Origin of the sequence: Hymenobacter sp. HDW8 (assembly GCF_011305775.1) — a bacterium.
Lineage (GTDB): Bacteria > Bacteroidota > Bacteroidia > Cytophagales > Hymenobacteraceae > Hymenobacter > Hymenobacter radiodurans.
Genome location: NZ_CP049907.1, coordinates 2803479 through 2827311, shown reverse-complemented (window position 1 = coordinate 2827311; position 23833 = coordinate 2803479). Strand labels below are relative to the sequence as shown.

At 53.5% G+C, this 23833-nt stretch carries 18 protein-coding genes; 16 read left to right on the top strand and 2 right to left on the bottom strand.

Annotated features, from left to right (window positions below; translation table 11 throughout):
* Positions 1 to 100 precede the first annotated feature (100 nt).
* The 12 genes from G7064_RS11955 to G7064_RS11905 all read left to right on the top strand — a co-directional run bounded on the left by G7064_RS11955 (position 101) and on the right by G7064_RS11905 (position 12808).
* Entirely contained in the window at positions 101 to 478 is a 378-nt protein-coding gene (locus tag G7064_RS11955) for a carboxymuconolactone decarboxylase family protein (RefSeq protein ID WP_133274545.1), read from the top strand.
* 2 nt (positions 479 to 480) lie between these two features.
* Complete coding sequence (locus tag G7064_RS11950; protein ID WP_166073749.1) at positions 481 to 837, top strand: hypothetical protein; 357 nt, start codon at positions 481 to 483, stop codon at positions 835 to 837.
* Between the two features lie 43 nt (positions 838 to 880).
* Entirely contained in the window at positions 881 to 1645 is a 765-nt protein-coding gene (locus G7064_RS11945; protein ID WP_166073748.1) for an exodeoxyribonuclease III, read from the top strand.
* A gap of 141 nt (positions 1646 to 1786) precedes the next feature.
* A complete protein-coding gene (locus G7064_RS11940; protein ID WP_240935466.1) occupies positions 1787 to 5203 on the top strand; it encodes a DUF4175 family protein in 3417 nt (1138 codons plus the stop codon).
* 45 nt (positions 5204 to 5248) lie between these two features.
* The gene (locus G7064_RS11935; protein ID WP_166073746.1) at positions 5249 to 5710 is read left to right on the top strand and encodes an ATP-binding protein; all 462 of its coding nucleotides are present in this window, start codon (positions 5249 to 5251) and stop codon (positions 5708 to 5710) included.
* On the top strand, positions 5707 to 6198 hold the full coding sequence (gene ybeY / locus G7064_RS11930) for an rRNA maturation RNase YbeY (RefSeq protein ID WP_133274548.1): 492 nt from the start codon (positions 5707 to 5709) through the stop codon (positions 6196 to 6198). The genes G7064_RS11935 and ybeY overlap by 4 nt, the downstream gene beginning before the upstream one ends.
* A 214-nt stretch (positions 6199 to 6412) precedes the next feature.
* Positions 6413 to 8281 (top strand): tRNA uridine-5-carboxymethylaminomethyl(34) synthesis enzyme MnmG, encoded by a 1869-nt coding sequence (gene mnmG, locus G7064_RS11925; protein ID WP_166073745.1) that lies wholly within the window; start codon positions 6413 to 6415, stop codon positions 8279 to 8281.
* 116 nt (positions 8282 to 8397) lie between these two features.
* On the top strand, positions 8398 to 8772 hold the full coding sequence (locus G7064_RS22385) for a hypothetical protein (RefSeq protein WP_240935465.1): 375 nt from the start codon (positions 8398 to 8400) through the stop codon (positions 8770 to 8772).
* A complete protein-coding gene (locus G7064_RS11920) occupies positions 8709 to 9290 on the top strand; it encodes a class I SAM-dependent methyltransferase (RefSeq protein WP_240935464.1) in 582 nt (193 codons plus the stop codon). The genes G7064_RS22385 and G7064_RS11920 overlap by 64 nt, the downstream gene beginning before the upstream one ends.
* Before the next feature lie 35 nt (positions 9291 to 9325).
* Positions 9326 to 10960, top strand: coding sequence for an Ig-like domain-containing domain (locus G7064_RS11915; RefSeq protein WP_166073744.1), 1635 nt, complete (start codon positions 9326 to 9328; stop codon positions 10958 to 10960).
* A gap of 826 nt (positions 10961 to 11786) precedes the next feature.
* Positions 11787 to 12278 (top strand): DUF4385 domain-containing protein, encoded by a 492-nt coding sequence (locus tag G7064_RS11910; RefSeq protein ID WP_166073743.1) that lies wholly within the window; start codon positions 11787 to 11789, stop codon positions 12276 to 12278.
* A 47-nt stretch (positions 12279 to 12325) separates the two neighbouring features.
* A complete protein-coding gene (locus G7064_RS11905) occupies positions 12326 to 12808 on the top strand; it encodes a hypothetical protein (RefSeq protein WP_240935463.1) in 483 nt (160 codons plus the stop codon).
* 199 nt (positions 12809 to 13007) lie between these two features.
* On the opposite strand, the gene G7064_RS11900 is transcribed toward G7064_RS11905, so the two are convergent.
* Positions 13008 to 14408, bottom strand: a complete 1401-nt coding sequence (locus G7064_RS11900; protein ID WP_166073742.1) for an inorganic phosphate transporter — start codon at positions 14406 to 14408, stop codon at positions 13008 to 13010.
* Between the two features lie 320 nt (positions 14409 to 14728).
* Here G7064_RS11900 and G7064_RS11895 point away from each other — a divergent pair, with 320 nt between their 5' ends.
* Positions 14729 to 16243, top strand: coding sequence for a glycine--tRNA ligase (locus tag G7064_RS11895; RefSeq protein ID WP_166073741.1), 1515 nt, complete (start codon positions 14729 to 14731; stop codon positions 16241 to 16243).
* Positions 16244 to 16312: 69 nt separating this feature from the next.
* Here G7064_RS11895 and G7064_RS11890 read toward each other — a convergent pair whose 3' ends face one another.
* Positions 16313 to 16720 carry a hypothetical protein gene (locus G7064_RS11890; RefSeq protein WP_166073740.1) on the bottom strand — a complete coding sequence of 136 codons (408 nt, stop codon included), beginning with the start codon at positions 16718 to 16720 and terminating at the stop codon, positions 16313 to 16315.
* Positions 16721 to 16942: 222 nt separating this feature from the next.
* Between G7064_RS11890 and G7064_RS11885 the strand changes: the two genes are divergently transcribed.
* The 3 genes from G7064_RS11885 to G7064_RS11875 all read left to right on the top strand — a co-directional run bounded on the left by G7064_RS11885 (position 16943) and on the right by G7064_RS11875 (position 23810).
* Positions 16943 to 19381, top strand: coding sequence for an efflux RND transporter permease subunit (locus G7064_RS11885; protein WP_166073739.1), 2439 nt, complete (start codon positions 16943 to 16945; stop codon positions 19379 to 19381).
* A gap of 177 nt (positions 19382 to 19558) precedes the next feature.
* The gene (ileS, locus tag G7064_RS11880) at positions 19559 to 23005 is read left to right on the top strand and encodes an isoleucine--tRNA ligase (RefSeq protein ID WP_166073738.1); all 3447 of its coding nucleotides are present in this window, start codon (positions 19559 to 19561) and stop codon (positions 23003 to 23005) included.
* Between the two features lie 157 nt (positions 23006 to 23162).
* Positions 23163 to 23810, top strand: coding sequence for a lipoprotein signal peptidase (locus G7064_RS11875; protein ID WP_166073737.1), 648 nt, complete (start codon positions 23163 to 23165; stop codon positions 23808 to 23810).
* Positions 23811 to 23833: the final 23 nt, after the last annotated feature.

Here is a 23833-nt window from a genome sequence, read left to right as displayed (position 1 = left end):
GTAAGGTAGCCGGCGTAGCAATAGCTAGCAACTATGCGGGGCATTTCTGCCTACTTTCGTGTTATAGATTCTCACCTCTGACTTACATCCTCCATTCAATATGAGTATCGTCACCGAATTCAACGATTACCGGGAGCGCATGAACGAAAAGATCATGGCGGCCGACAACAAGGTCATCAAGCGCTTTTTCAACCTCGACACCAACACCTACCAAGCTGGCGCCATCGACGTCAAGACCAAAGAAATGCTGGGCCTAGCCTGCTCGATGGTGTTGCGTTGCGATGATTGCATCAAGTATCATTTGGGGAAATGCCACGAAGAAGGCCTCAACGACGAGGAGATCTATGAGGTCTTTGCCATTGCCAACCTCATCGGCGGAAGCATCGTGATTCCGCATTTCCGCCGCGCCGTGGAGTACTGGGAAGCTCTGAAAGAAGAAGCCGTAACAGCCGCGCCTCCTCATGCCCACGACGCATAAGTATGGACGCGCAGGAAACCGAGGCCGAATTTGAAGCCCGTTGGTGGCAGCTAATGAATGAGATGCGGGAGCGGTTTGGTAAAAAGCCCGATCTGAACGCGTTGTTGCTACTTATTGGCGTGCAGGAACTTGGTCAGGGTGCTGGTCCGTTTACCAAAGAGCAGAAGCAGGACCTGATGCACATTGCTACCTGCCGGCTCTTTAGCCTCTCGGGCCACTACGAGTTGGAGCAGGTGGACGAGGATGGTTGGCCGCACTATAAGCTACTGCGGCCCGTGCCTTTTGCTAACCTGAAAGAGCAGGAGCGCATGCTGAAATGGCACATTCTGGAGTATTTTGATAAGTGGATGAAGGACTAGCTTACAATGCCAGTCCTTCGTTCAACACCCCTTATTCCTTCCCTTGAAGATTATCAGCTATAACGTCAATGGCCTGCGCTCCGCGTTGAGCAAGGGCTTGCTTGACTGGGTGCGGGAGGCCGCCCCCGACGTACTTTGCCTCCAAGAAATAAAAGCCGGCCGCGAGCCGCTCGACGTGTCGGGCTTCGAAGCGTTGGGCTACTACGCATATTTGCATCCGGCCGCCAAGCCCGGCTACAGTGGCGTGGCGACGTTTTCTAAGCACAAGCCCAACAACATAGCCGTGGGCTGCGGTACGGAGTGCTACGACTGTGAGGGGCGGGTGTTACGGGTAGATTTCGACGAGTTTTCGGTGCTAAACACCTACATGCCATCTGGTACCAGCGGCCCCGAGCGGCAGGCGTTTAAGGTGGAATGGCTACACTTTTTCCGCCAATATGTGCGCGACTTGCGCCCCACGTTGCCGCCGCTTGTCATTGTAGGTGACTTCAACTGCTGTCAGCGCGAGCTCGATCTGCACAACCCCAAAGCCAACCAAAACAGCACGGGTTTCACGCCTGAAGAGCGGCGCTGGTTTGCTGATTTTCTGGCCGACGGCTTCACCGATTCGTTTCGTCACCATCATGGCGACGCTGGGGGGCATTATTCGTGGTGGACGTACCGAGCCGGGGCCCGCGCCCGCAATGTGGGCTGGCGCCTCGATCATCTCTTGGTAGACGATGCCCTGCAACCGCGCGTGGCTAGTGCTGGTCTTTTGCCTGATGTGATGCACTCCGATCATTGCCCAGCCGTAGTGGAGCTGCAGTAACAATAAACTTACCCTTGGTGCAGCGTTATCTTGGAACAATTGCCCCCCAGCGGTTGTCGTTCCGAAATAGACTGGTGACGAAAGTCACGCGCGGCTTTAATGCGTATCTTTCCTCAGCCCGGAAAGGCGTTTTTACACCTTGTGAAGAAAGAATCGGTGTCAGATACTAACGCAACTACAACTACTCGCTTGCCGGCGCTGCAACAGGTGCTCGGTCAGCTCGATGCGTTCAAGCGTAAGTTTTATCTCAACCTGCTCGTGCGCGGTGTGCTGGTGGCGGGGGGGCTTTTACTGACGTTATTCTTAGTACTGAGCTTGCTGGAGTACTTCCTGTATCTACCTACGTGGGTGCGGGGCGGCCTGCTGTTTGGCTTTTTGGGCTTGGTGGTCTACACCTTCCTGCACTGGATTTGGAAGCCCTTGGCGGCCCTCACCAACCTGCGGCGCTTACTCTCCGACGAACAGGCGGCTCAGCGCGTGGGTGAGCTATTTCCTCAGGTACAAGATAAATTACTGAATGCCTTGCAATTGCAGGGACAGGCGCGCGAAAATGCGCTGATTGCCGCTAGCTTAGAGCAACGCGCGGCTCAGTTTACGGGCCTTGAGTTCAGTGAAGGCATCAAAATAAAAGAGCAGAGCCGGCCGCTGTGGAAATATGTGGCGGTGCCGGCTGCCATCGTATTGGGCGTGTTGCTCGTGTACCCCAGCTTGTTTGTGCAGGGTACAGGTCGCATTCTGAACTACCGCCGGGCCTATTCGCCCCCCGCGCCGTTTGAGTTTATCATTGAAAACAAGAAGCTGCAAGCCTTCCGCAACGAAGACTTTAAGCTACAGGTGCGGATAGAAGGCAAGGCGCTACCCAACGAAATCTCTATCCGCTACAACGGCCGCGAGCGGCGCCTAACCAAGGAACCTGGCAGTAGCAACCGCTACAGCTACCAATTTCAGCAACTACAGAATAACACCGAGTTTCAGCTGGCCGGCGCTGGCTTTACCTCCGACGACTATGACCTGACCGTGCGCGCCCGCCCCGACCTGCGCGATTTTGCAGTACATGTCACGTACCCAACTTACCTCGGCAAACCCGCCGAAACCATTCGTAACAGCGGCAACCTGACGGTGCCAGAGGGCAGCAGCGTGCGGTGGGAGTTCGCCACTACAGCTACCGATGAGCTGCAATTGCTGTTCAAAAACCCTGATGAAACCGTAACGGCCACAGTTGCCAACGACCAGTTTCAGGCCACGCGCCGGGTGCTGCGCAGCCAGGAATACACCGTGCGCCTGCGCAATGCCGCCAGCCTCAACCGCGACCCTATTCAGTACCAAATCACGGCTATACCAGATCAGGTACCGGAAATAACCTTGGAGGCATTCTCCGATACAACATCTTTGCGCTATTTAGCACTGGGGGGCAATTTGCGCGATGATTACGGGTTCACGCGCTTACAGCTAAACTATCGAGTCACGTCGGGGCCTAAATCTACTACGGGCTATAAAACGCGGACGCTGCCATTGCAAAGTGGTCCAGCGCAGGCCTACGCTTACCAGTGGGATTTGGCTGGCCTCAATATGAAGCCTGGCGACCGGCTCGAATACTTCGTGCAGGTGTGGGATAATGACGGCGTGAACGGCCCTAAAAGTGCCCGCACGCGCAGCTCAGAGTTCCGTCTGCCGGCCCGCAAGGAGCTACGCGAGCAGCTGAATGCGCAGTCGCAGTCGGTGCAGAACCAGTTGAGCAAGTCGGCGGAGCAGTCCAAGAAATTGGAGCGGGAGTTGGCCAAAACCGAAGATAAGCTCAAGACCAAGCGCGACCTGAACTTTCAAGACCGTAAGCAGCTACAGGATATGTTGGAGCAGAAGCAGCAGATGGATCAGCAGCTAGCCGACATGAAGAAGATGTTTGAGGAGATGAATCAGCGCGAAGACCAGCTGGACCCGAAAAGCCAGGAGATGGCAGAAAAGGCCAAAGAGCTGGAAAAGCTGATGGAAACGCTGCTTGACCCCGAAACCAAGAAACTGTACGAAGAGCTGCAAAAGCTACTGGAACAGCAGCAAGACCAGACGCAGCCCGAAATGCAGAAGCTCCTCCAGCAGCTCGAAAACAAGGAAAATACTTTGCAAAAGGAGCTGGAACGCGCGCTGGAAATGTTCAAGCAGCTACAGTTTGAGCAAAAGCAGGAAAACACTATCAACAAGTTAGAGGAGCTGGCCAAAGAGCAGCAACAGCTAGCTGAGCAAACTCAGCAGAACGATAAGTCGCAGCAAAAAGGCCCCCAGCAGCAACAAAAGCAGCAAGAGCTACAGAAGCAGCAGGCCGAAAAGCAGCAAGAATTCAACGAAGTGAAGCAGAACCTCCAAGACCTGAAAAAGCTGGACGAACAGCTCGATGGCGAAAATGGCGCCGACGAGATGAAAGAACAGCAGCAGCAGGTGGAGCAGGAAATGCAGGAAAGCCAGGAGCAGCTCAGCAAAAACCAAAACCAGAAAGCCAGCCAGAGTCAGCAGGACGCCGGGCAGAAAATGCAGCAGATGGCCCAGCAGATGCGGGAGCAGCAGGAAGAAGAGGAAGGCGATAAGCAGCAGGAAAACATCGATAGCCTGCGCGATATTCTTGAAAACCTACTCAAAATCAGTTTTGATCAGGAAGGCCTGATGAAAGATTTCCGCCAGGTAGACCAGACGGACCCGCGCTTCGTGCAGCTCGGCCAGACCCAGCGCAAGCTCAAGGACGATGCGGCCATCGTGCAGGATTCGCTGTATGCACTGGCCAAGAAGGTATTTCAGATCCAGAGCTTCGTGACCCGTGAAGTAGGCGAGATGAACAACCAAATGGATGAATCGCTCAACCAGATTCGGCAGCGCAACGTGGGCCGTGCTACCAACAGCCAGCAGCTGGCCATGACGAGCATGAACAACTTGGCGCTTATGCTCAACGACGCCTTGCAGCAAATGCAGGAACAGCAGCGCCAGAGTCAGCAAAGCCAGCAGGGCGACGGCAAGCCGGGCAAGAAGAAAAAGAAAGGCCAAGCCGCCGGCGAAGGGCAAATGGGCCGAATGCAGCAACAGCTCAACCAACAGATTCAGCAATTGCAGCAGAGCGGTAAACAGGGACGCGAGTTATCGGAGGAGCTGGCTAAGCTGGCTGGTCAGCAGCAAATGCTGCGTGAGGCGCTCAAGGAGCTGGATAAGATGCAGCAGCAATCTGGGGGGCAAAAAGGGAAATGTCAGGAAGGCCAGGGCGGCACCGGCGACCTAAAAAAATTAATGGAACAAACCGAAACCGACCTCGTAAACAAGCGGCTGACGGAGGAAACTGTTATGCGGCAGCGCCAAATCCTGACTCGCTTGCTGGAAGCCGAGAAATCGGCCCGGGAGCGGGACTTGGATGACAAGCGTGAAGCACAAACAGCTCAAGCGAAGCCACCCGTTTTTCCACCCGCTTTTGATCAATATAAGCGGCAAAAAGAGCGGCAAACCGAGCTACTTCGTACGGTACCACCCGCCCTCACGCCTTACTATCAACGCGAGGTAAGTGAATATTTTCAGAAAATGAAGTAGCTCATCGCTACTTTTACTGCTGCTGCCCTCCCTCTTACTTTTACTATGAAGCAGGTTAAAATACAGATTCCTTCGCTCGTTGAGAATATTCGCGTGGTAGAAAGCTTCATCGACAATTCGAAGGATACCTTTGATATTGAGGATGATATCTATGGTAATATTATGGTAGCCGTTACGGAAGCCGTTAATAATGCCATTCGTCACGGTAACAAATTCGACAAGGACAAGAACGTGTACCTGTCGCTGCAAGTAGCTCCGGATCGGATCAAATTTGAGGTTGAAGATCAGGGTGATGGCTTCGATTTTACCAATCTGATTGACCCTACCGCTCCTGAAAATCTGGAAAACCCAGGGGGAAGAGGCATTTTCCTGATTCGCCACCTCGCCGACGAAGTGGAATTTCAGAAAGATGGACGTAATGTGCAGCTTACCTTTCTTTTAGCCCCTACTTCCGATCTGGAAGCGTCGGGCTCTGATTCCTTATCTTCCGATCATAACGCGGCATGAACCAACACCCGCCCGGTACCGAGGACGAAATGAATAACGGCCTGCCCGAGCAGTCGCACGAGGTACACGGCATTGAGTTTATAGTTGAAGATGTAGAGTTTGAGCTAGCTGAAGCTGAAGCGCTGACCAGCTGGATAGAACGCATAGCTGAGGTACACGAGCACGAAATCGTGCAGCTCACTTATATATTTTGTTCCGATGAGTACCTCCACCGCGTGAACGTGGAGTACCTCGACCATGATACCTATACCGACGTTATTACCTTCGACAACGCCGACATCTCGGATATCATTGAAGGGGATATTTTCATTAGTGTAGAGCGGGTGCGTGAAAACGCCGAGCAGTTGGGCGTACCGTTCTGCGATGAGCTACACCGCGTCATGATTCATGGCATGTTGCACTTGCTGGGCTATCAAGACAAAGACCTACTGAGCCAGACGGCCATGCGCAAAAAAGAGGATTACTGCCTATCTTTGCGCACGTTCTGAGCACGTTGCCTCTTCTCTTTTCTAAGAAATTATCAGAAAACCGCAGGCCGTTTTGAACGGCGGCGGTTTTTTGGTTTTCAGGAACGTACAAGGGCGTATTCGTCGTTGTGCAATCCAATCTAGCAGTCAGGCAGCAACGATGGATAGGTTGTCGTCTGCCTTTTACTTATAAGTGCTTTGCTGTTAGTATGACAGCAAAAAAAGCCCCCCAGCCATGTTTCAGCAAGAAGATTACGATGTTATTGTAGTAGGTGCCGGCCACGCGGGTTGCGAAGCCGCTGCTGCTGCCGCTAACCTTGGCTCCAAGGTGCTGCTCGTAACCATGAACATGAACACTATCGCCCAGATGTCGTGCAATCCGGCGATGGGCGGGGTGGCTAAGGGACAAATTCTGCGTGAAGTGGATGCGCTCGGGGGGCAAAGTGGCATCGTGACTGACAAGACCATGATTCAGTTTCGAATGCTGAATCGGTCGAAAGGACCAGCAATGTGGAGCCCGCGCGCCCAAAGCGACCGGATGCGTTTCGCGGAAGAGTGGCGCCTGACCTTGGAACAAACGCTCAACGTGGACTTCTGGCAGGAAGCCGTAACCGGCTTGCTAGTTGAAGATGAAACCATTGTAGGTATCCGAACGGCCTTGGGCGTAGGGTTTCGTGGCAAGGCGGTGGTGCTTACCAACGGTACCTTCCTTAATGGCCTGATTCATATTGGCGAAAAGCAGTTTGGTGGTGGCCGGGCAGCTGAGAAAGCTAGCTCTGGCCTGACCGAGCAGTTGTTGGAGTTGGGTTTTGAAGCCGGCCGCATGAAAACCGGTACGCCGCCCCGCGTTGATGGCCGCTCCCTGGACTACTCCAAAATGGAAGAGCAGCCCGGCGATGAAATACCCGGCCGCTTCTCTTATCTCGACACGCCTACGCTGGTCAAGCAGCGGCCGTGCTATATCACGTATACCAACCCAGAGGTGCACGAAATCTTGCGCACGGGCTTCGAGAAGTCGCCCATGTTTCAGGGTCGCATTAAGGGATTGGGGCCACGCTATTGCCCATCAGTGGAGGACAAAATCAACCGCTTCGCCGACAAGGACCGCCACCAAATTTTTGTGGAGCCGGAGGGCAGCAGCACGGTGGAAATGTACATCAATGGTTTCAGCAGCTCGTTGCCGGAGGACGTGCAGTACCGGGCGTTGCGCAAAATTGCAGGCTTCGAGAATGCTAAGATGTTCCGGCCCGGCTATGCCATTGAGTACGACTTTTTCCCACCTACCCAGCTCAATCTGACGCTGGAAACCAAGCGTGTGCGCAACCTCTATTTCGCGGGCCAGATTAACGGCACCACGGGCTACGAGGAAGCCGCCTGCCAGGGCCTAATGGCGGGTATTAATGCCCACAACCGCGTCCACGGCAAGCAGCCGTTTGTGCTGAAAAGGAGTGAGGCTTATATCGGTGTGCTCATCGACGACCTTGTGAACAAAGGCACCGACGAGCCATACCGCATGTTTACTTCCCGTGCCGAGCACCGTATCGTGCTGCGCCAGGACAACGCCGATTTGCGCCTTACACCGATGGGCTACGCGCTCGGCTTGGCCTCGGAGGAGCGCATGCAGCGGGTGGAGCAAAAGCAGCGTGAGACGGCGGAGATTATAGAATATTTGCAGAAGAAATCCATTGAGCCAGCCGAGATAAACGGGCTGCTCACGGAACTAGGTTCGGCTACTATCAGCGAGAAAACGCGGGCCGTAAACCTACTTCGCCGTCCCAATGTAGAGCTGGAGCACCTTACACGTCACCTTCCGACGCTCGCGTTGGAGTTGGGCCAGTATCAGGCGGACAGCTTGGAGCAGGCTATTATTGCCATCAAGTACGAATCTTATATTCAGAAGGAGCACTTACAGGCTGCCCGCGTAGGTGAGCTGGAAAACTTCGTGATTCAAGGCCGCTTGGATTACAAGCAGATGCCGGCTTTGTCGCATGAGGCGCGTGAGAAGCTCCTACGCGTACAACCCGAAACGATTGGCCAAGCTGCGCGCATTAGCGGCGTGTCGCCAGCGGATATTTCGGTCTTGATGGTCTACTTAGGAAAGTAATGCTGAATTTTGAGTGCGGAATGAGGCCTGTAGGCTGCGTTTATGGTAGAAATACTTAATTAACGCAGTCTACAAGCTATTTCACAGTTAAAACCGAGCATTCAAAATTTCAACCTGTGTCCTACGAACGTCTGTCAGCCTGCCCGGTGTGCGGCAAAAGCGAGTTTCGCAACAAGCTGGTAGTAGAAGATAAGTCGGTCAGCAAGGAAAGCTTTGCCATTGTGCAGTGCGAGAGCTGCGGCTTTCAGTTCACCAATCCACGGCCCGGCCCAGCTGATATTGGGCGCTACTACGAGTCGGACGAGTACGTGTCGCACAACAGTGGCGCTCAGGGTGTCATCAACCAAGCCTACAAAGTCGCACGGTTTTTTACCATGCGGCGCAAGGTGGCGTTGCTGAATAAAAAAGCCCCCGCAAAGGAAAAGTATTGGATTACGGCTGCGGCACCGGTCATTTTCTGGCGGCTTGCAAGTCAAATGGCTGGCAGGTAGCCGGTGTAGAGCCTAATGCGCGGGCCCGCGAAGAAGCGGCGCGGCGCGTAGGTCAGTCTATTGGCACAAACGATCTGGGGGGCTTTTCTGCCGAGTCGTTCGACGCCATTACGCTCTGGCACGTGCTCGAACATGTGCACGAGCTGACCGCCACGCTCAAGCAGCTTATCAGTTTACTGAAGCCCGATGGCGTGCTGGTAATTGCGGTGCCCAACGTGGAGAGCTTCGATGCCCAGCATTATCGCCAGGATTGGGCGGCCTACGACGTGCCGCGTCACTTGTATCATTTCAGCCCCAAAACCATGACTCAGCTGCTTAAAAAGCATAAGCTTGTGGTTCGCGAAACGTTGCCGCTTCCCTTGGATGCTTACTACGTGAGCATGCTCAGCGAAAAGCACCGTGCCGAGCGTAAGGGAGGATTATTGAGCGTATTAAAAGCCGGCTATAAGTCCAATCAGTACGCAGCCGAGCATGAAGGGCAATATTCCAGCTTAATTTACGTAGCTGCTAAACGGTGAGCTGGCCGTTTCACTAAATCACTAAATACTCATTAATGTCCGTGCGCCCTCGTTTGCTGTTTTTACTAGGAATTGGAGTAGCAATGAGTGGCTGTGCGTCCGTTGGTTCGCCGGAGGGCGGAGCTAAAGATCTGACGCCGCCGAAGCTGGTGCGTACTTCCCCGGAGCAAGGAGCCCGCAACGTGTCGCAGCGCAGTATTCGGCTGGAATTTTCGGAGACGGTGCAGCTGAAGGACTTGCAGAAGAACCTCATTATCGCGCCCGTCATTCCGGAGGAGAATAAATATCAGGTGCGCGAAGACAAAGGTGGCATCACGCTCACCTTTGAGCAGCCCTTCGATAAAAACACGACTTACTCGTTCAATTTCGGTAGCGCCGTTACGGATATCACGGAGAACAACGTAGCGCCCAACGTAATGCTGAGCTTCAGTACGGGTGCCACGTTGGATTCGGGTCGTGTATTCGGGCGCGTGACGGACCTGCTCACCAAACGAACGGCCGAGGACATTTCAGTTATTCTTTACCCTGAGGCTGATACCGCTAATATTCGTCGGGGCAAGCCTTACTATCTGGCGCGCACCGCTAAAAATGGGCAGTATTCTTTCCAAAATTTGCGGGAGGGCCGCTATCGTTTGTTTGCTTTGCAAGACAAGAATAACACCCGCCGCTACGAGGAAGGGGAGAGGATAGCCTACCTGCCGGAGTTGGTTACGGTAGCCCCCGGCCTTGACTCGATTGCGCTCGTGTTGGTGCGCCCAGATGCCCGACGCCCCTTGGCAACCGGCCGGCAGGGCTCGCCCACGCAGTTTAAAGTAAGCTACAACGAAGGCGTCCGTCAGGCCTCGCTGGCGCCTTTGCCTGGTGGTTCCGCAACTGCGCCAGAGGCCGTGGCGCAGCTAAACAATGCGCTACAGGTTGCCGATCAGGGCAGATCAGTGGTGGTTTACAAAACGAAGGCCGTCAGCGAGGGCCGCTATCTGCTATCTGCCACCGACAGCGTGGGCAACGTAGGCCGTGATACGATTAACGTACGATTTCAGGGTAACGCTCCGGCCCGGCGCGGACCAGCTTACACAGTAGAAGGTAATCCGCGGGAAGTGTATTATCAGGGACAGGTTCAATTTGTGTTTACTGAACCGGTTATTTTGCCCCCCAGTCAGCCTTTTGGTACGCTGGTAGAAGACTCCACGGCCCGCCGGCCGCTTCGCCTGCCCCAAGATGGTACGCTCAGCCCCGACCGCGTCCGGTTGACCGTTAGACCGAATTTTAAGGCCCGCAAAACGGCTACCATCATCCTCGATAGTACCGCTATTGCCAGCGTTACGGGTCAGTCGTTGGGGCTGCGGCCACTGCGGCTGCGTATTTCTGAGCAGTCGCCTTCCGGCACACTCTCCGGAGCTATCCAAACCAAATTCACGCGCTACCAGATCCAGCTGATCAACGACACCTTTCAGCCGGTAGCCGTGCTTGATAGTCCGAAAAACCGCTATGTATTCAGCAATATTGCTCCCGGCTCGTATCAAATCCGCGTTCTGATTGATGCCGATGCAAATGGCAGTTGGTATGGCGGCGACCCGCAGTTTAAGCAGCCCGCTGAGCCGGTTTATCTCTTCCCCAAGAAGCTGGACGTACGCGCTAACTGGGAGCAGGAGGAAAATATCACCTTTTAGAAAAGGAGCTTTTCGTACCAATCATCCTTTTTTTGGTAGCTGCCTGCCCGGCATTAACTAGCATAGAAGTATGTAGTTCGCTTCCGGGCTCAGCGCAATTCATAGCTGTCCGCAAGCTGCTGGACTTGGTGCAATAGAAACTCTTCTTACTGAAGTATGCGGGTTTGGCTTGCTAGTGCTACCACAACCTGCGCGCCCGCATCATAGCCGTTTCCCACAGGCTCCCGAATGGTTGAAAACGCTATCCACACAGCGCAAATACACTTCTGGGCGCGCTGGGGGGCTTTTTTATGGTTTTCCACAAGCTATACACGGGGTTATCCACGGGCTTACTCCAGCGCTCGTAATCTGTGGATAATATGGGCGTAACGTGGGGATAACTCGTGGAGAAGTTGCGGACAAGTTTTTTTGTGTGTGTAGATGCCAACACAGCACAGTTCGGCTGTGGATAAGGGTGGACAACTTCTCCGCAGAAAAGACCTAATCCACACTGCCGGTTTCATGTGAATTGTGGATTCGTGGATAACGTCGTGGATTGTGAATAAAGACGATATTTTGCTTTCAATCAATTAGTTACAATCCACACACCCTGTTGATAGCTGGTGCATAAGCCCAAGCTTGTACACAAGTTTTCAGCACTGTTTATAACTCTGAAATCTTATCAACTTATGCACAGCCCTAATGGTGGGGGATTAAAAAAATATTTCTTAAAATTTCTTTTAAAAAGTTATTAACCCTGTGGATAAACCGGGCGTTTCGCAAAAAAGCCCCCCAACACAATTCGCGGCATCTCGCGTATAAAGCAGTTCAGCTTTTGTAAGGCGCCATGCCCTTTGATTACTCGCTCGATTTTAAAAAAGTGGATTTTCGGCAACAGCCAGAGCTTTACCGTGTGGGCAAGGGTGAGCAAGGCGTGCTGCTGGTAGAGCCCTATAAATCGGAAATACTGCCACACTGGCGCTTTCGTACGCCCGAAATAGCGCAGGAATCATCGGAACGGATCTACGAGCTCTTTAAGGGCTATTTGAAAAGCAACGACTTCGTTGGGGCCGATATGGCGCGCAAGTTTCTGCAAATGGGCTTTACCCGGGCTCGTCGCTACGCCAATCATAAGGGTGGGAAAAAGTACGATGGCCCGGTGCCCGATGATAAGAAAGGTCAGAGCGGTTCCCACGGCCGCGCCGAGCTGCCTCGCGCCCCCGAAGACCCCGAGAAAGCTGCCGCTGCCGCCATCTTCAAACAGAAATGGGATCAGGCCCAACACGACCCCGAATACGAACGGCAGCGCGCCGAATTTCAGGCTCGCTACGGCAAGTGAGCCACAGATTCCTACCTTTATCTAAACTTAGACCTCACCCTACGGCTATGATTAAGCCTGACCAACCAACCAGCATGGAAGAAAACGAAATCACCCTGGGCACCGGCATGGGGCCTCTTAAGTTTGGAGCCTCCATGGACGAGGTGCGCGCCCTGATGGGTGAGCCTGAAGAAATTGAAGAGTCGGAGGATGACGATGAGTTCGAGCATCAAGCTTGGAACTACTTGGAGGAGGGCTACTCGCTTTACTTCGACCGCGAAGACGATTATCGCCTCAGCTGCATCGAAACGGACCATCCGGGCTTACGCTTGTTCGGGGAGCCAATTCAGGGCAAAAGCCAGGCTGCCATCGAGGAGCTTATGAGTCGGCATGGCTATACGAATCCGGAAACGGAGCGTATGGAAACTGGCGAAGTGCGCCTCTCTTATGAGAAGGAAATGATTGACTTATACTTCGATGAGGACGAGCTGCAGTTTGTCAACTTTGGCGTGTTCATATCCGACGATTTAGAAGTACAGTGGCCGAGCTAGAATGTAGTTATCCACAATACACTCGTTTTTACCTGTGGAAAAGTGGATAACTACCTACTAATTCGATACTTTACTCACTAAAACCAGTGGAAAAAGCCCCCCAATAGCTTTTCCACATTTATTTACACAATGAGCTAGAGCCAAAAAAGCCCCCCTGATTAAGGGGGCTTTTTTGGCTCTAATCAAGAAGGACTCAACCTTACAGGATAGCTCGGAAGAACAAGAACAGGGCTCCTGACATTACCATAGTTACGGGCAGCGTGAGCACCCAGGCCAGTGCAATGTTGCGCACCATCTGAGGGTTTAGATTCTTCACGCCCCGGTTGGCTACCATAGAGCCAGCAATGGCCGACGATAGAACGTGAGTAGTGGAACTAGGCAAACCGATAGCCGTGGATACCCCAATCATGGTGGCCGCGACCAGTTCGGAAGAGGCGCCCTGCGCATAAGTCAGGTGTTCCTTACCGATGCGCTCACCAATGGTTTTGACGATGCGCTGCCAGCCCACCATCGTACCGATACCCAAGGAAGTAGACACCATAAGCAGCACCCACCATGGCGCATAATCGGTGTAAGTGCGCAGGTCAGTAATACCGGCTTTATAGGTTTCTTGGTCGGATGAGCTTAAGGAAAGCTGCTTACTATCCAGGAGTTTTTTCGTGCGGTTGTCCAGCAGTAGGATGGCTTTACGAATCTCAAAGCGCGCATTCTGGGGCAGTTCGCGCACGCTGGTTTTACCCACAAATACGCTGTCGAGGGCAGCCGTTTGCGTTTGAATATCCACTAAGGTTTTGCGGTCTTCGGCGCTCAGCGCGTTTACGTCCACCTTCTGCACCACTTGTTCTACGCGGGCCAAGGAGGCGCGCATGTCCAACGGGTTCAGGTCGTCGTTGAGGGCAAAAAACGTAGGTACAATGCCAATCAGAATCAGCATAATAAGGCCTACGCCTTTCTGACCATCGTTGGAGCCGTGGAAAAAGCTTACCAGCGTACAGGTCACAATCAGAATAAGGCGAATCCAGAGGGGTGGGGGCTTACGCTTGTGGGGCTCGCGGAAGATAGCCTTGTTGCGCACAAAACGGCGCAGAATAAACATGAGCAGAATGGTCAGTGTGAAGCCAAACAGCGGCCCCACGAGCAGCGCCACGCCGGTTTCACCAGCCTTACTCCAGTTGACGGCCGCGCCGCTGGACTCCGGTAGCAATGAAAACGCAATACCAACGCCAAGTATAGACCCAATAAGCGCGTGCGAGCTGGAAGCTGGGATACCGTAGTACCAAGTGCCTACATTCCAAAGAATAGCCGACAGGATGAGCGCGCCAACCATCGCAATGCCGTGGTACACATTCTGATCAACAAGGCTCTCGACGGGCAGCAAGTACACGATACCCATGGCCACGGCAATACCACCGGCAAACACGCCAATGAAGTTCCAGAAAGCCGACCAAATGACGGCCACCCAGGGGCGCAGGGTATTGGTATAAATAACCGTCGCGACGGCATTGGCCGTGTCGTGAAAGCCATTAACAAATTCGAAAGCGCAGGCCGCTACCAAGCAAAGCATCAGCAGCAGTAACACTTGAGGCTCTAAGCCAAACATAGGAGGGGAAATAGGTACAAAAAAATGGTCGCCCAAAGGTAATGCCACCAAAAACGGGGCAAGATTATCAAATTGTTACCTGACATGATGCGCCAGATTTATTTGTTGTGCACTGAGCTGGAGTTTACAGTCGGGAATACCACTCGCAATGGCCCCGATACGCAAGCAGCCCGGTGCGCGGCCAACTGAGCCATAAAAAAGATTTGGGCAGTGACTGGGGGGCAAATATCAGAACGGTCTGTTCTGGTTGAGCGGGGCTGTAAGCTACGAATCTGTTTTTTCAGTCCTATCAGTTAATTCTGCGGTCTATCTTTGCCCTTATGAGCAACGCGACGCAGAAACCTTCTCTCGAAAATACCCAGCTAAAGGACATTGTGGCCCACGCCAAGGAATACGGCTTCGTATTTCCATCGTCCGAAATCTACGATGGCCTGCAAGCCGTGTACGACTACGGCCCCAATGGCGTAGAGCTGAAAAACAACCTCAAGCAGCTCTGGTGGCGGGCCATGACCCAGCTCAACCAGAATGTGGTGGGCATCGACGCGGCCATCTTTATGCACCCGCTCACCTGGAAAGCCAGCGGCCACGTCGACGGCTTCTCCGACCCCATGATTGATAATCTGGACTCGAAGAAGCGCTACCGCGCCGACGTATTGCTGGAAGAAAAAGCCGCCCAGTACGAAAATGCCGGCGACAAAATACGCGCCGACATGCTGCTGGCCGATATGGGCCGCCTGCTTACGGCCGAGGACCTGACCGGCGTGCGCCAGCTCATCATTGATGAGAAAATTACCTGCCCCGTATCGGGCACTGCCAACTGGACTGAGGTGCGCCAGTTCAATTTGATGTTCTCCACGCAGGTAGGCTCGGTGGCTGATGATTCCAGCTTGATTTATCTGCGGCCCGAAACAGCTCAGGGCATTTTCGTGAACTTCCTGAACGTGCAAAAGTCGGCGCGAATGAAGATTCCGTTTGGCATTGCCCAGATTGGGAAGGCCTTCCGCAACGAGATTGTGGCCCGGCAGTTCATTTTCCGCATGCGGGAGTTTGAGCAAATGGAAATGCAATTCTTCGTGCGCCCTGGCACCGAGATGGAGTGGTACCAGCAGTGGAAAGAAACACGCCTACGCTGGCACGAAGCTCTCGGATTACCCGCTGAAAAGCTGCGCTTTCATGACCACGACAAGCTGGCTCACTACGCCAACGCCGCTGTGGATATTGAATTTGAGTTTCCCTTCGGCTTCAAAGAAATCGAAGGCATTCACTCTCGCACCGACTTCGACCTGACGCAGCACCAAACGTTAAGCCGCAAAAAGCAGCAGTTCTTTGACAACGACCTCGACGAGAACGGCAAGGCCTACGGCAACTATGTGCCTTTCGTAGTAGAAACCTCCGTGGGCGCCGACCGTCTGTTCCTGGCCACACTCTGCCAAGCCTACACCGAGGAAACCATCACGGAAGGGGAGGGCGAGCAGCAGCAAACCAAAACCCGCACCGTGCTACGTCTGCATCCAGCCTTGGCTCCGGTGAAAGCCGCCATTTTCCCGCTGGTGCGCAAAGACGGCTTGCCCGAAAAAGCCACCGAAATCTTCGACGAGCTACGCCATGATTTCCGCCTTGTGTACGAGGAGCGCGATGCCATCGGTAAGCGCTACACCCGCCAGGACCTTATTGGTACGCCGTTCTGCATTGCTGTCGACCACCAAACTTTGGAGGATAACACCGTGACGGTGCGTCACCGCGACTCCCGCGAGCAAACCCGAATGCCGATCAGCGAGCTGCGCAACTACATTGGTGAAGCCGTCAGCTTTAAGCGCATTTTTGAGAAGCTGTAAATCCTATTTAGTAATGCATTAAAAAAGCCCCCCAGAACTAATTCTGGGGGCTTTTTTATAACTAATATCTTAATTATCGCCCAGCCAATCGGTGGCCTCGCGGCGGGAAGTAAAGTAATTGAATTCGACTTGCTGGGGGGCAAATGCGCGGTCGAAGGAGGGGGAGTAGCAGCCCATCTGGTGTTGGTACTGACCCTCCGAGAGCAAAGCCGCAATAAACAATGGGCGCGACGAGTGAGCCGGCAAGTGACGCATGATGGGCGCTAACAGAAACTCCTCGTCATCGTCGGTGGGTGGAGCGTTGCGCTTCAGATCCAAAAGCAACTTATCCACACCCAGATTGTGCATAGCTTCAAGCGCCAGCTGATACACTTTTTCAAATGTTTCCGCCAATGAGGCCGCCGCGTACTGCAGCTGCATGGTAGCAGTAGCAGCATGATAAGCGAGGGACACAGTGGGCGTTTGGTACAAAATCATGGAAGCGGGACAGTGGCGAACCAGTGTCTAAAACGGCATTGGGGGGCAAAAATTGCGGTGATCGGACTTTTACGAGGGTTGAAGTGTATGTGTTTACAACTTTTTAGGTTGAAAGATTCAAATGCCTCTTGTTCGGTTGCCTGGGGAAACTGTCGGAGGTCGAAAACTTGTAGGCTTACTACCTACTCGGCTTTCCGTACCTTTGCTGCATTTTAACGGCCTATGTGGAGCTCTCTTGCGCTTTTCGTCATCAAGCAGCGGCGGATTCTTATCCTGCTCATAGCCGCGATGACAGTATTTATGGCTTGGAAAGCCAAAGACGTAGAAATGACCTACGACTTTGCCCAAGTTGTGAGCCCGGACGATCCGGACGTCGTCTACTTTCAGAATTTCAAGAAGACGTTTGGGGAAGACGGCAACGTGCTCGTGCTGGGCTTGCAGGACAGCAGCGTGTATAAGCTGGGCAACTTCACCGAGCTACGCAACCTCACCGATACCCTGAGTGGCGTAGAAGGCGTGAACGGCGTGTTGTCGGTCACAAAGGTTTTTGCTTTGCGCAAAGACACTGCTACGCAGCAGTTTAAAGCCGTCCCAATCTTCCAAAAAGCCCCCGAAACGCAACGCGAGCTAGACAGCCTGATGCGGGAGGTGAATCGGGTCGAGTTCTACAAAGGCCAACTCATTTCGCCTAGCACGGGTGCTACGCTCCTGGCCCTCACCATGGACCCTAAGTACTTGAATTCGTCGCGCCGCCAGGCCGTGATGAATGAGATTTTGGGGCACGCAGAGGCTTTTAGCGAGAAAACGGGCATCCGGCTGCACTACGCCGGCCTGCCCTACGTGCGCTCCACCATGACCACAAAGGTGGCAGCCGAAATGAAGTTTTTTGTGCTGCTTACGGTGCTCATGATGGGTGCTACCCTGTTTATGTTCTTCCGAACGTGGGCAGCCGTTATCTTCCCCATCCTAGTGGTGTTGGTAGTGGTAATCTGGTGCGTGGGCACCATGGTGCTGCTAGGGTACAAAATCAACCTGCTGACTGGCCTGATTCCCAGCATCCTGATTGTTATCGGGGTTCCCAACTGCACATACCTGCTCTCTCGTTACCATTATGATTACCGCAAATCGGGTAATCAGATCCTGGCCATGACGCGCGTCGTGCGCAAAATTGGATTGGTGACGTTGATGAATAACACGACGACAGCCGTCGGTTTTCTTGTCTTCTGCTTCACCGACATTGCCATCCTGTATCAGTTTGGCCTGATTGCTACGATCAATATTTTCGTGGCCTTTGCCGTCTCGTTTATTCTGATTCCGGCGGTGTTTACGTACCTGCCGCCGCCTACGCCCAAACAGCTAGAACACCTTGACGCTAAGCCGCTAACCAAACTGCTGGAATTCTTTGAACATCTGGTGTTGGAGCGCCGCCCCACGGTCTATCTGATTGGAGCGGGCCTCGTCGCCATCTCCTTATTGGGTATCACGAAGATCAAATCTGTCTCCTATATGGTGGACGATTTGCCTAAGGAAAGCTCCGTTAATAGCGACTTAAAGTTCTTTGAGCAGCATTTCAACGGCATCATGCCCTTGGAAATAGTGATTGACACGGGCAAGAAGCAGGGCATCCTGAAGATCAAGAATTTGGAGAAGATGGACCGCTTGGAGAAATTCCTACGCACCCAGCCAGTTCTGTCATCACCAGTCAGCATCGTTACTTTCCTAAAGGCTTCTACCCAAGCTTTCTACAACGACAATCCGGAGTATTACCGCCTCCCCGACAACTCCGAGAAGAACTTCATCCTGAGGTACTTGGCTAAGTCAAGAGGGAAAGAATCGGCGAATGGTCCGATGAGTGACAAGTTGTTACGTTCCTTCGCTGATTCTACCGGCCAGCGGGCCCGCATCTCTCTCAAGATTGCCGATATCGGTTCTCGTAACCTCGATACCCTGATTACTCGTCAAATTCAGCCCCAGATTCAAGAGATCTTTAATGGCTCGGGTATGACGGTTAAGCTGACGGGCACGACTATTCTCTTTACCAAAGGCAACGAGTACCTGATTAACACGCTGAAGGAGAGTATTATAATTGCCTTCGCGCTAGTTGGGTTGGTTGTACTGATTCTGTTCCGCTCGGTGCGGGCGGTGTTCTTTACGCTGCTGCCCAACTTAGTTACGCTTATCCTGACTGGGGGGCTAATGGGCTACTTCGGTATTCCGCTCAAGCCCAGTACTGCCCTGATTTTCAGTATTGCCTTGGGTATCGATGGCGATAACTCCATTCACCTGATAGCCAAATTCAGGCAAGAGCTAGCCGTGAATGGGCGCCGCGTGAAGGCCGCTATCAGCACTACCTTGCGGGAGGCGGGAACTAGTATGATTTATACCAGCATTACACTGTTCCTGGGCTTTAGTGTGTTTGCTTTCAGCGAGTTTGGTGGCACCAAAGCCTTGGGGTTGCTGATGTCGGCGAGCTTGCTCATTACCAACTTCTCTAACCTGATTCTGCTTCCCTGCCTGCTCGTGACGTTTGAGCACGGCAAGGATGAGACCATCGATCAATCACTACTTCAGCACTACGACGACGATTATCACCAAGAAGACGATGACGTAGAGCTTAACCTCAGCCGTATGACGGTGAAGAGGTTAGGTACCGAAAGCTAGTCTTCTTTAACGATTGCCTCAACCCCTAGCCCCTTCTCCTAGGGGAGAAGGGGGACTAATTCTACTTACTAGATGACTAGAACAAACTAGTTTTCTAGAATAACTAAAAGCTAGTTCCCCTTCTCCTTAGGAGAAGGGGTTAGGGGTTGAGGCCCGCCAGAACTACAATACCCGCACATGAAATACACCGAATACAAACAGCCGCTTAACTACGCCCAGGTTGGTACTGACATCCTTAAATGGTGGCAGGAAAACGGCATTTTTGAGAAGAGCGTGAGCACCCGCGAGGGCCAGCCCACCTATGTGTTTTACGAAGGTCCGCCGTCGGCCAACGGGGCGCCGGGTATTCACCACGTCATGGCCCGGACGGTGAAGGATATCTTCTGCCGCTACCAGACCTTGCTGGGCAAGCAAGTGTCGCGCAAGGGCGGCTGGGATACCCACGGTCTGCCGATCGAGCTACAGGTAGAAAAGGAGCTGGGCATCACGAAGGAGGATATCGGCAAGAAGATTTCCATTGCCGATTACAACCAGCGTTGCCGCGAAACCGTGATGCGCTTCAAGGCGCAGTGGGATGACCTGACCCAGAAAATGGGCTATTGGGTTGACCTCGACGACCCCTACATCACCTTCGAGCCGGAGTACATCGAAAGCTGCTGGGCGTTGCTCAAGAAGCTCTACGACAAGGGTTTATTATACAAAGGCTACACCATTCAGCCTTACTCACCCGCGGCCGGCACTGGCCTTTCCTCGCACGAGCTAAACCAGCCCGGCACCTACCGCGACGTGAAGGACACGACCATCGTGGCGCAGTTTAAAGTGAAGCGGGATGAGGCTTCAGAGAAGCTGTTTACTGGTGTAGATAACTCGGTGGAAGACTTGGGGGGCAATTCTGCTTCTGGGGGGCAAATCGATACGTTCATTCTCGCCTGGACTACCACGCCTTGGACTCTGCCTGCCAATACAGGTTTGGCTGTAGGCAAGAACATCCGCTACGCGCTAGTGATCACCTTCAATCCGTACACATATCAACCTATTCGGGTGGTGCTGGCTAAGGATTTGGTGAATCGTTATTTCACAGAAAAAGGTGCTGAAGCTTCTTTAGGAGACTATAAAAGTGGCGATAAAGTATTGCCTTGGCGTTTGGAAGGCGAGTTTTTAGGTCAAGACCTCGTAGGTATCAACTACGAACGTCTGTTCGGCCAGAACAAAAATTTTCCTGCATTCGAAGGCGAAGAAAAAGGCTTCCGTGTCGTTGCCGGCGACTTTGTGACGACCGAAGACGGTACTGGTATCGTGCACATCTCGCCCACGTTTGGCGCTGATGACTTCCGCGTAGCCCAACTCAATGACATCCCAGCCCTGCTGGTGACCGATGCCGAAGGTAAACTCACGCCTATCGTGGATCGGACGGGCCGCTATGTGCCGCAGATGGGCGAGTTTGGAGGGCGTTTGGTGAAAAACTACGACGGCCACGACGAGACCGGTGCCGACTACAAAACTCTGGACGAGAGCATCGCCATCCGGATGAAAGGAGATGGCACGGCCTTCAAAGTGGAGAAGTACGAGCATACCTACCCGCACTGCTGGCGCACGGATAAGCCCGTGCTGTACTACCCACTCGACTCCTGGTTTATCAAGACGACGGCAGTCAAAGATCGCCTCATTGAACTCAACAAAACCATCAACTGGAAGCCTGAAAGCACAGGCTCCGGCCGCTTCGGCAACTGGCTCGAAAACCTGGTAGACTGGAACCTAAGCCGCTCGCGTTATTGGGGCACGCCGCTGCCCATCTGGCGCAGTCAGGATGGCTCGGAGGAAATCTGCATTGGCTCCATTGCCCAGCTGAGCGCTGAAATCGACAAAGCCGTGGCTGTCGAGATCATGACCCACAACCCGCTGACGGCTGGGGGGCAAATTGACCTGCACCGGCCCTACGTGGATGATATTTTCCTCGTATCGCCCACCGGCCAGGCCATGTACCGCGAAACGGACCTCATCGACGTGTGGTTCGACAGTGGCGCTATGCCCTACGCGCAGTGGCACTACCCACTCGAAAATGAAGCAAAATTCCAAAAGAACTTCCCCGCCGATTTCATTGCCGAAGGTGTAGATCAAACCCGCGGCTGGTTTTTCACTCTGCACGCCCTGGGCGTGATGCTGGAAGACTCGGTAGCATTTAAGAACGTGATTGCCAACGGTTTGGTGCTAGCCAAAGATGGGCAAAAGATGAGCAAGCGCCTCGGCAACGCCGTCGATCCGTTTGCCACCATCCAGCAGTTTGGCCCCGATGCCACCCGCTGGTATCTCATCGCTAATGCACCACCATGGGACAACCTCAAATTCGATCCCGCTGGCGTGACGGAGGTGCAGCGCCGCTTCTTCGGGACGCTGTTCAACACGTACTCTTTCTTCGCGCTCTACGCCAACCTCGACGAGTTCCGCACCCGCGAGTTTGACCGTATTCCGCTTACTGATTTAAGTGAGTTGGACCGCTGGGTGTTGTCGAAATTGCAGTCTTTGATTCTGGAAGTCAGGGGGCATTATGACAACTATGACCCCACCAAAGCGGCCCGCGCCATCCAGGATTTCGTCACCGATCAGCTCTCCAACTGGTACGTGCGTCTCTCGCGTCGCCGTTTTTGGAAGGGCGAGTTGACCACGGATAAAAAGGCCGCTTTCGAGACCTTGCAGGAATGCTTGGTGGTCGTGGCGCAGCTGATGGCGCCCATCGCGCCCTTCTTCGCCGAGTGGCTTTATAAGAACATGACCGACGGCATGCGTCAGGAAGCATTGGCGAATAACACGCCATTGGCTCCCGAATCGGTACACCTCACGCTGCTTGTAGAAGCTAATACTAGTCGGATTGACACGGCTTTGGAGGAGCGTATGGAACTGGCTCAGCGCATCAGCTCTTTGACCCACTCGCTGCGCAAAAAGTCGGTGCTAAAAGTGCGCCAGCCCTTGCAGCGCATCTTGGTACCCGTGCTGAACGATACCACCCGCGACCAGGTAGGCTTGGTGGAAGACCTGATTTGCGCCGAGGTAAACGTGAAGCACGTGGAGTTTTTGGACGACACGAGCGGCGTCTTGGTGAAGTCGGTGAAGCCCAACTTTAAGCGTTTGGGTCAGCAATATGGCCCGAAGCTGAAAGCTGTGGCGGCCCGCATTCAGCAGATGACGCCCGAGGAAATCAGCGTGCTGGAATCGACCGGAACGCTGGCCGTGGAAGTAGGAGGGGAGCAGCTGAATTTGGCCCCCGACGACGTAGAAATCCGCACCGACGACCTGCCCGGCTGGCTCGTAGCCACCGATGGTCCGCTCACCGTGGCGCTCGACGTGACCTTGACCGACGAGCTGCGCCGCGAAGGTGTGGCCCGCGAGCTGGTGAACCGTCTGCAAAACCTGCGCAAGGACAGCGGCCTGGAAGTGCAGGACAAAATCCGCATCACGCTAGGCGGCGAGCAGCCTGATTTGGCGGCCGCCGTGCAGTTCTTTGGCGACTATATCCGCACCGAAACCCAGGCGCTTTCGCTCACCTTCAACCCGGAGCTGACGGGCGGCGTGACGCTGGAGTTTGATGACTACAGCGTGCCGGCTCAGCTTGAGGTGGTAACTGCTTGATACTGAATAGCCAACCGAGACGTAAAAAGCTCGGTTGGTATAACCTCGCACAAAGCATTGGAGGGTGCGTTTAAAGTCGTTCAAAAACCCATAAATCAGGCCCAAAACGGCACAAAATGCCCCCCGGAGCTTGTACTCAAGCGTTAGAAGCACAAGAATGAAGTACTGGAAATATTACTTGCTGGCCTTATTGGTTATCCTCATCGATCAGGTCTCGAAATGGGCTGTGCACGCCTACATGGAGCCAGGAATGCCAGGCGAAATTCCGCTCATCGGCGACTGGTTTAAGCTCCACTACACCCTCAATCCAGGTATGGCTTTCGGGGTGGAACTGCCGGCGCCCTACGGCAAAATCATCCTGACGACCTTTCGCCTAGTAGCCGTCACGTTTATTGCCTACCTCATTCGCAAGCACAGTTTCCGGCACACGCATCCCGGCCTGCTGGCATGTGGGGGGCTTATTTTGGGCGGTGCCATCGGCAACCTGATTGACTCCATGTTCTACGGTGTGATCTACAACAACGCCCCTTTTGAAGCGCCTACGCCCTGGCTGCACGGACAGGTAATCGACATGATTTACCTTGACCTTTATGAAGGTTTTCTGCCCATGAGTTGGCCGCTAATCGGTGGTTCTCACCTCTCGCTGTGGCCCATTTTTAACATCGCTGACTCAGCAATCTTTATCGGAGTAGCGCTTATTCTACTCAATCAAAGCAAGTTTTTCCAGCACGAAGATTCGCCTACGAAAACCGTAGTACCTCACCGCGACACCGAGCCCACCTCTACTGAGCACGTTCAGTTGTAGAATTTAAAGTTTGCTCTAAAAAA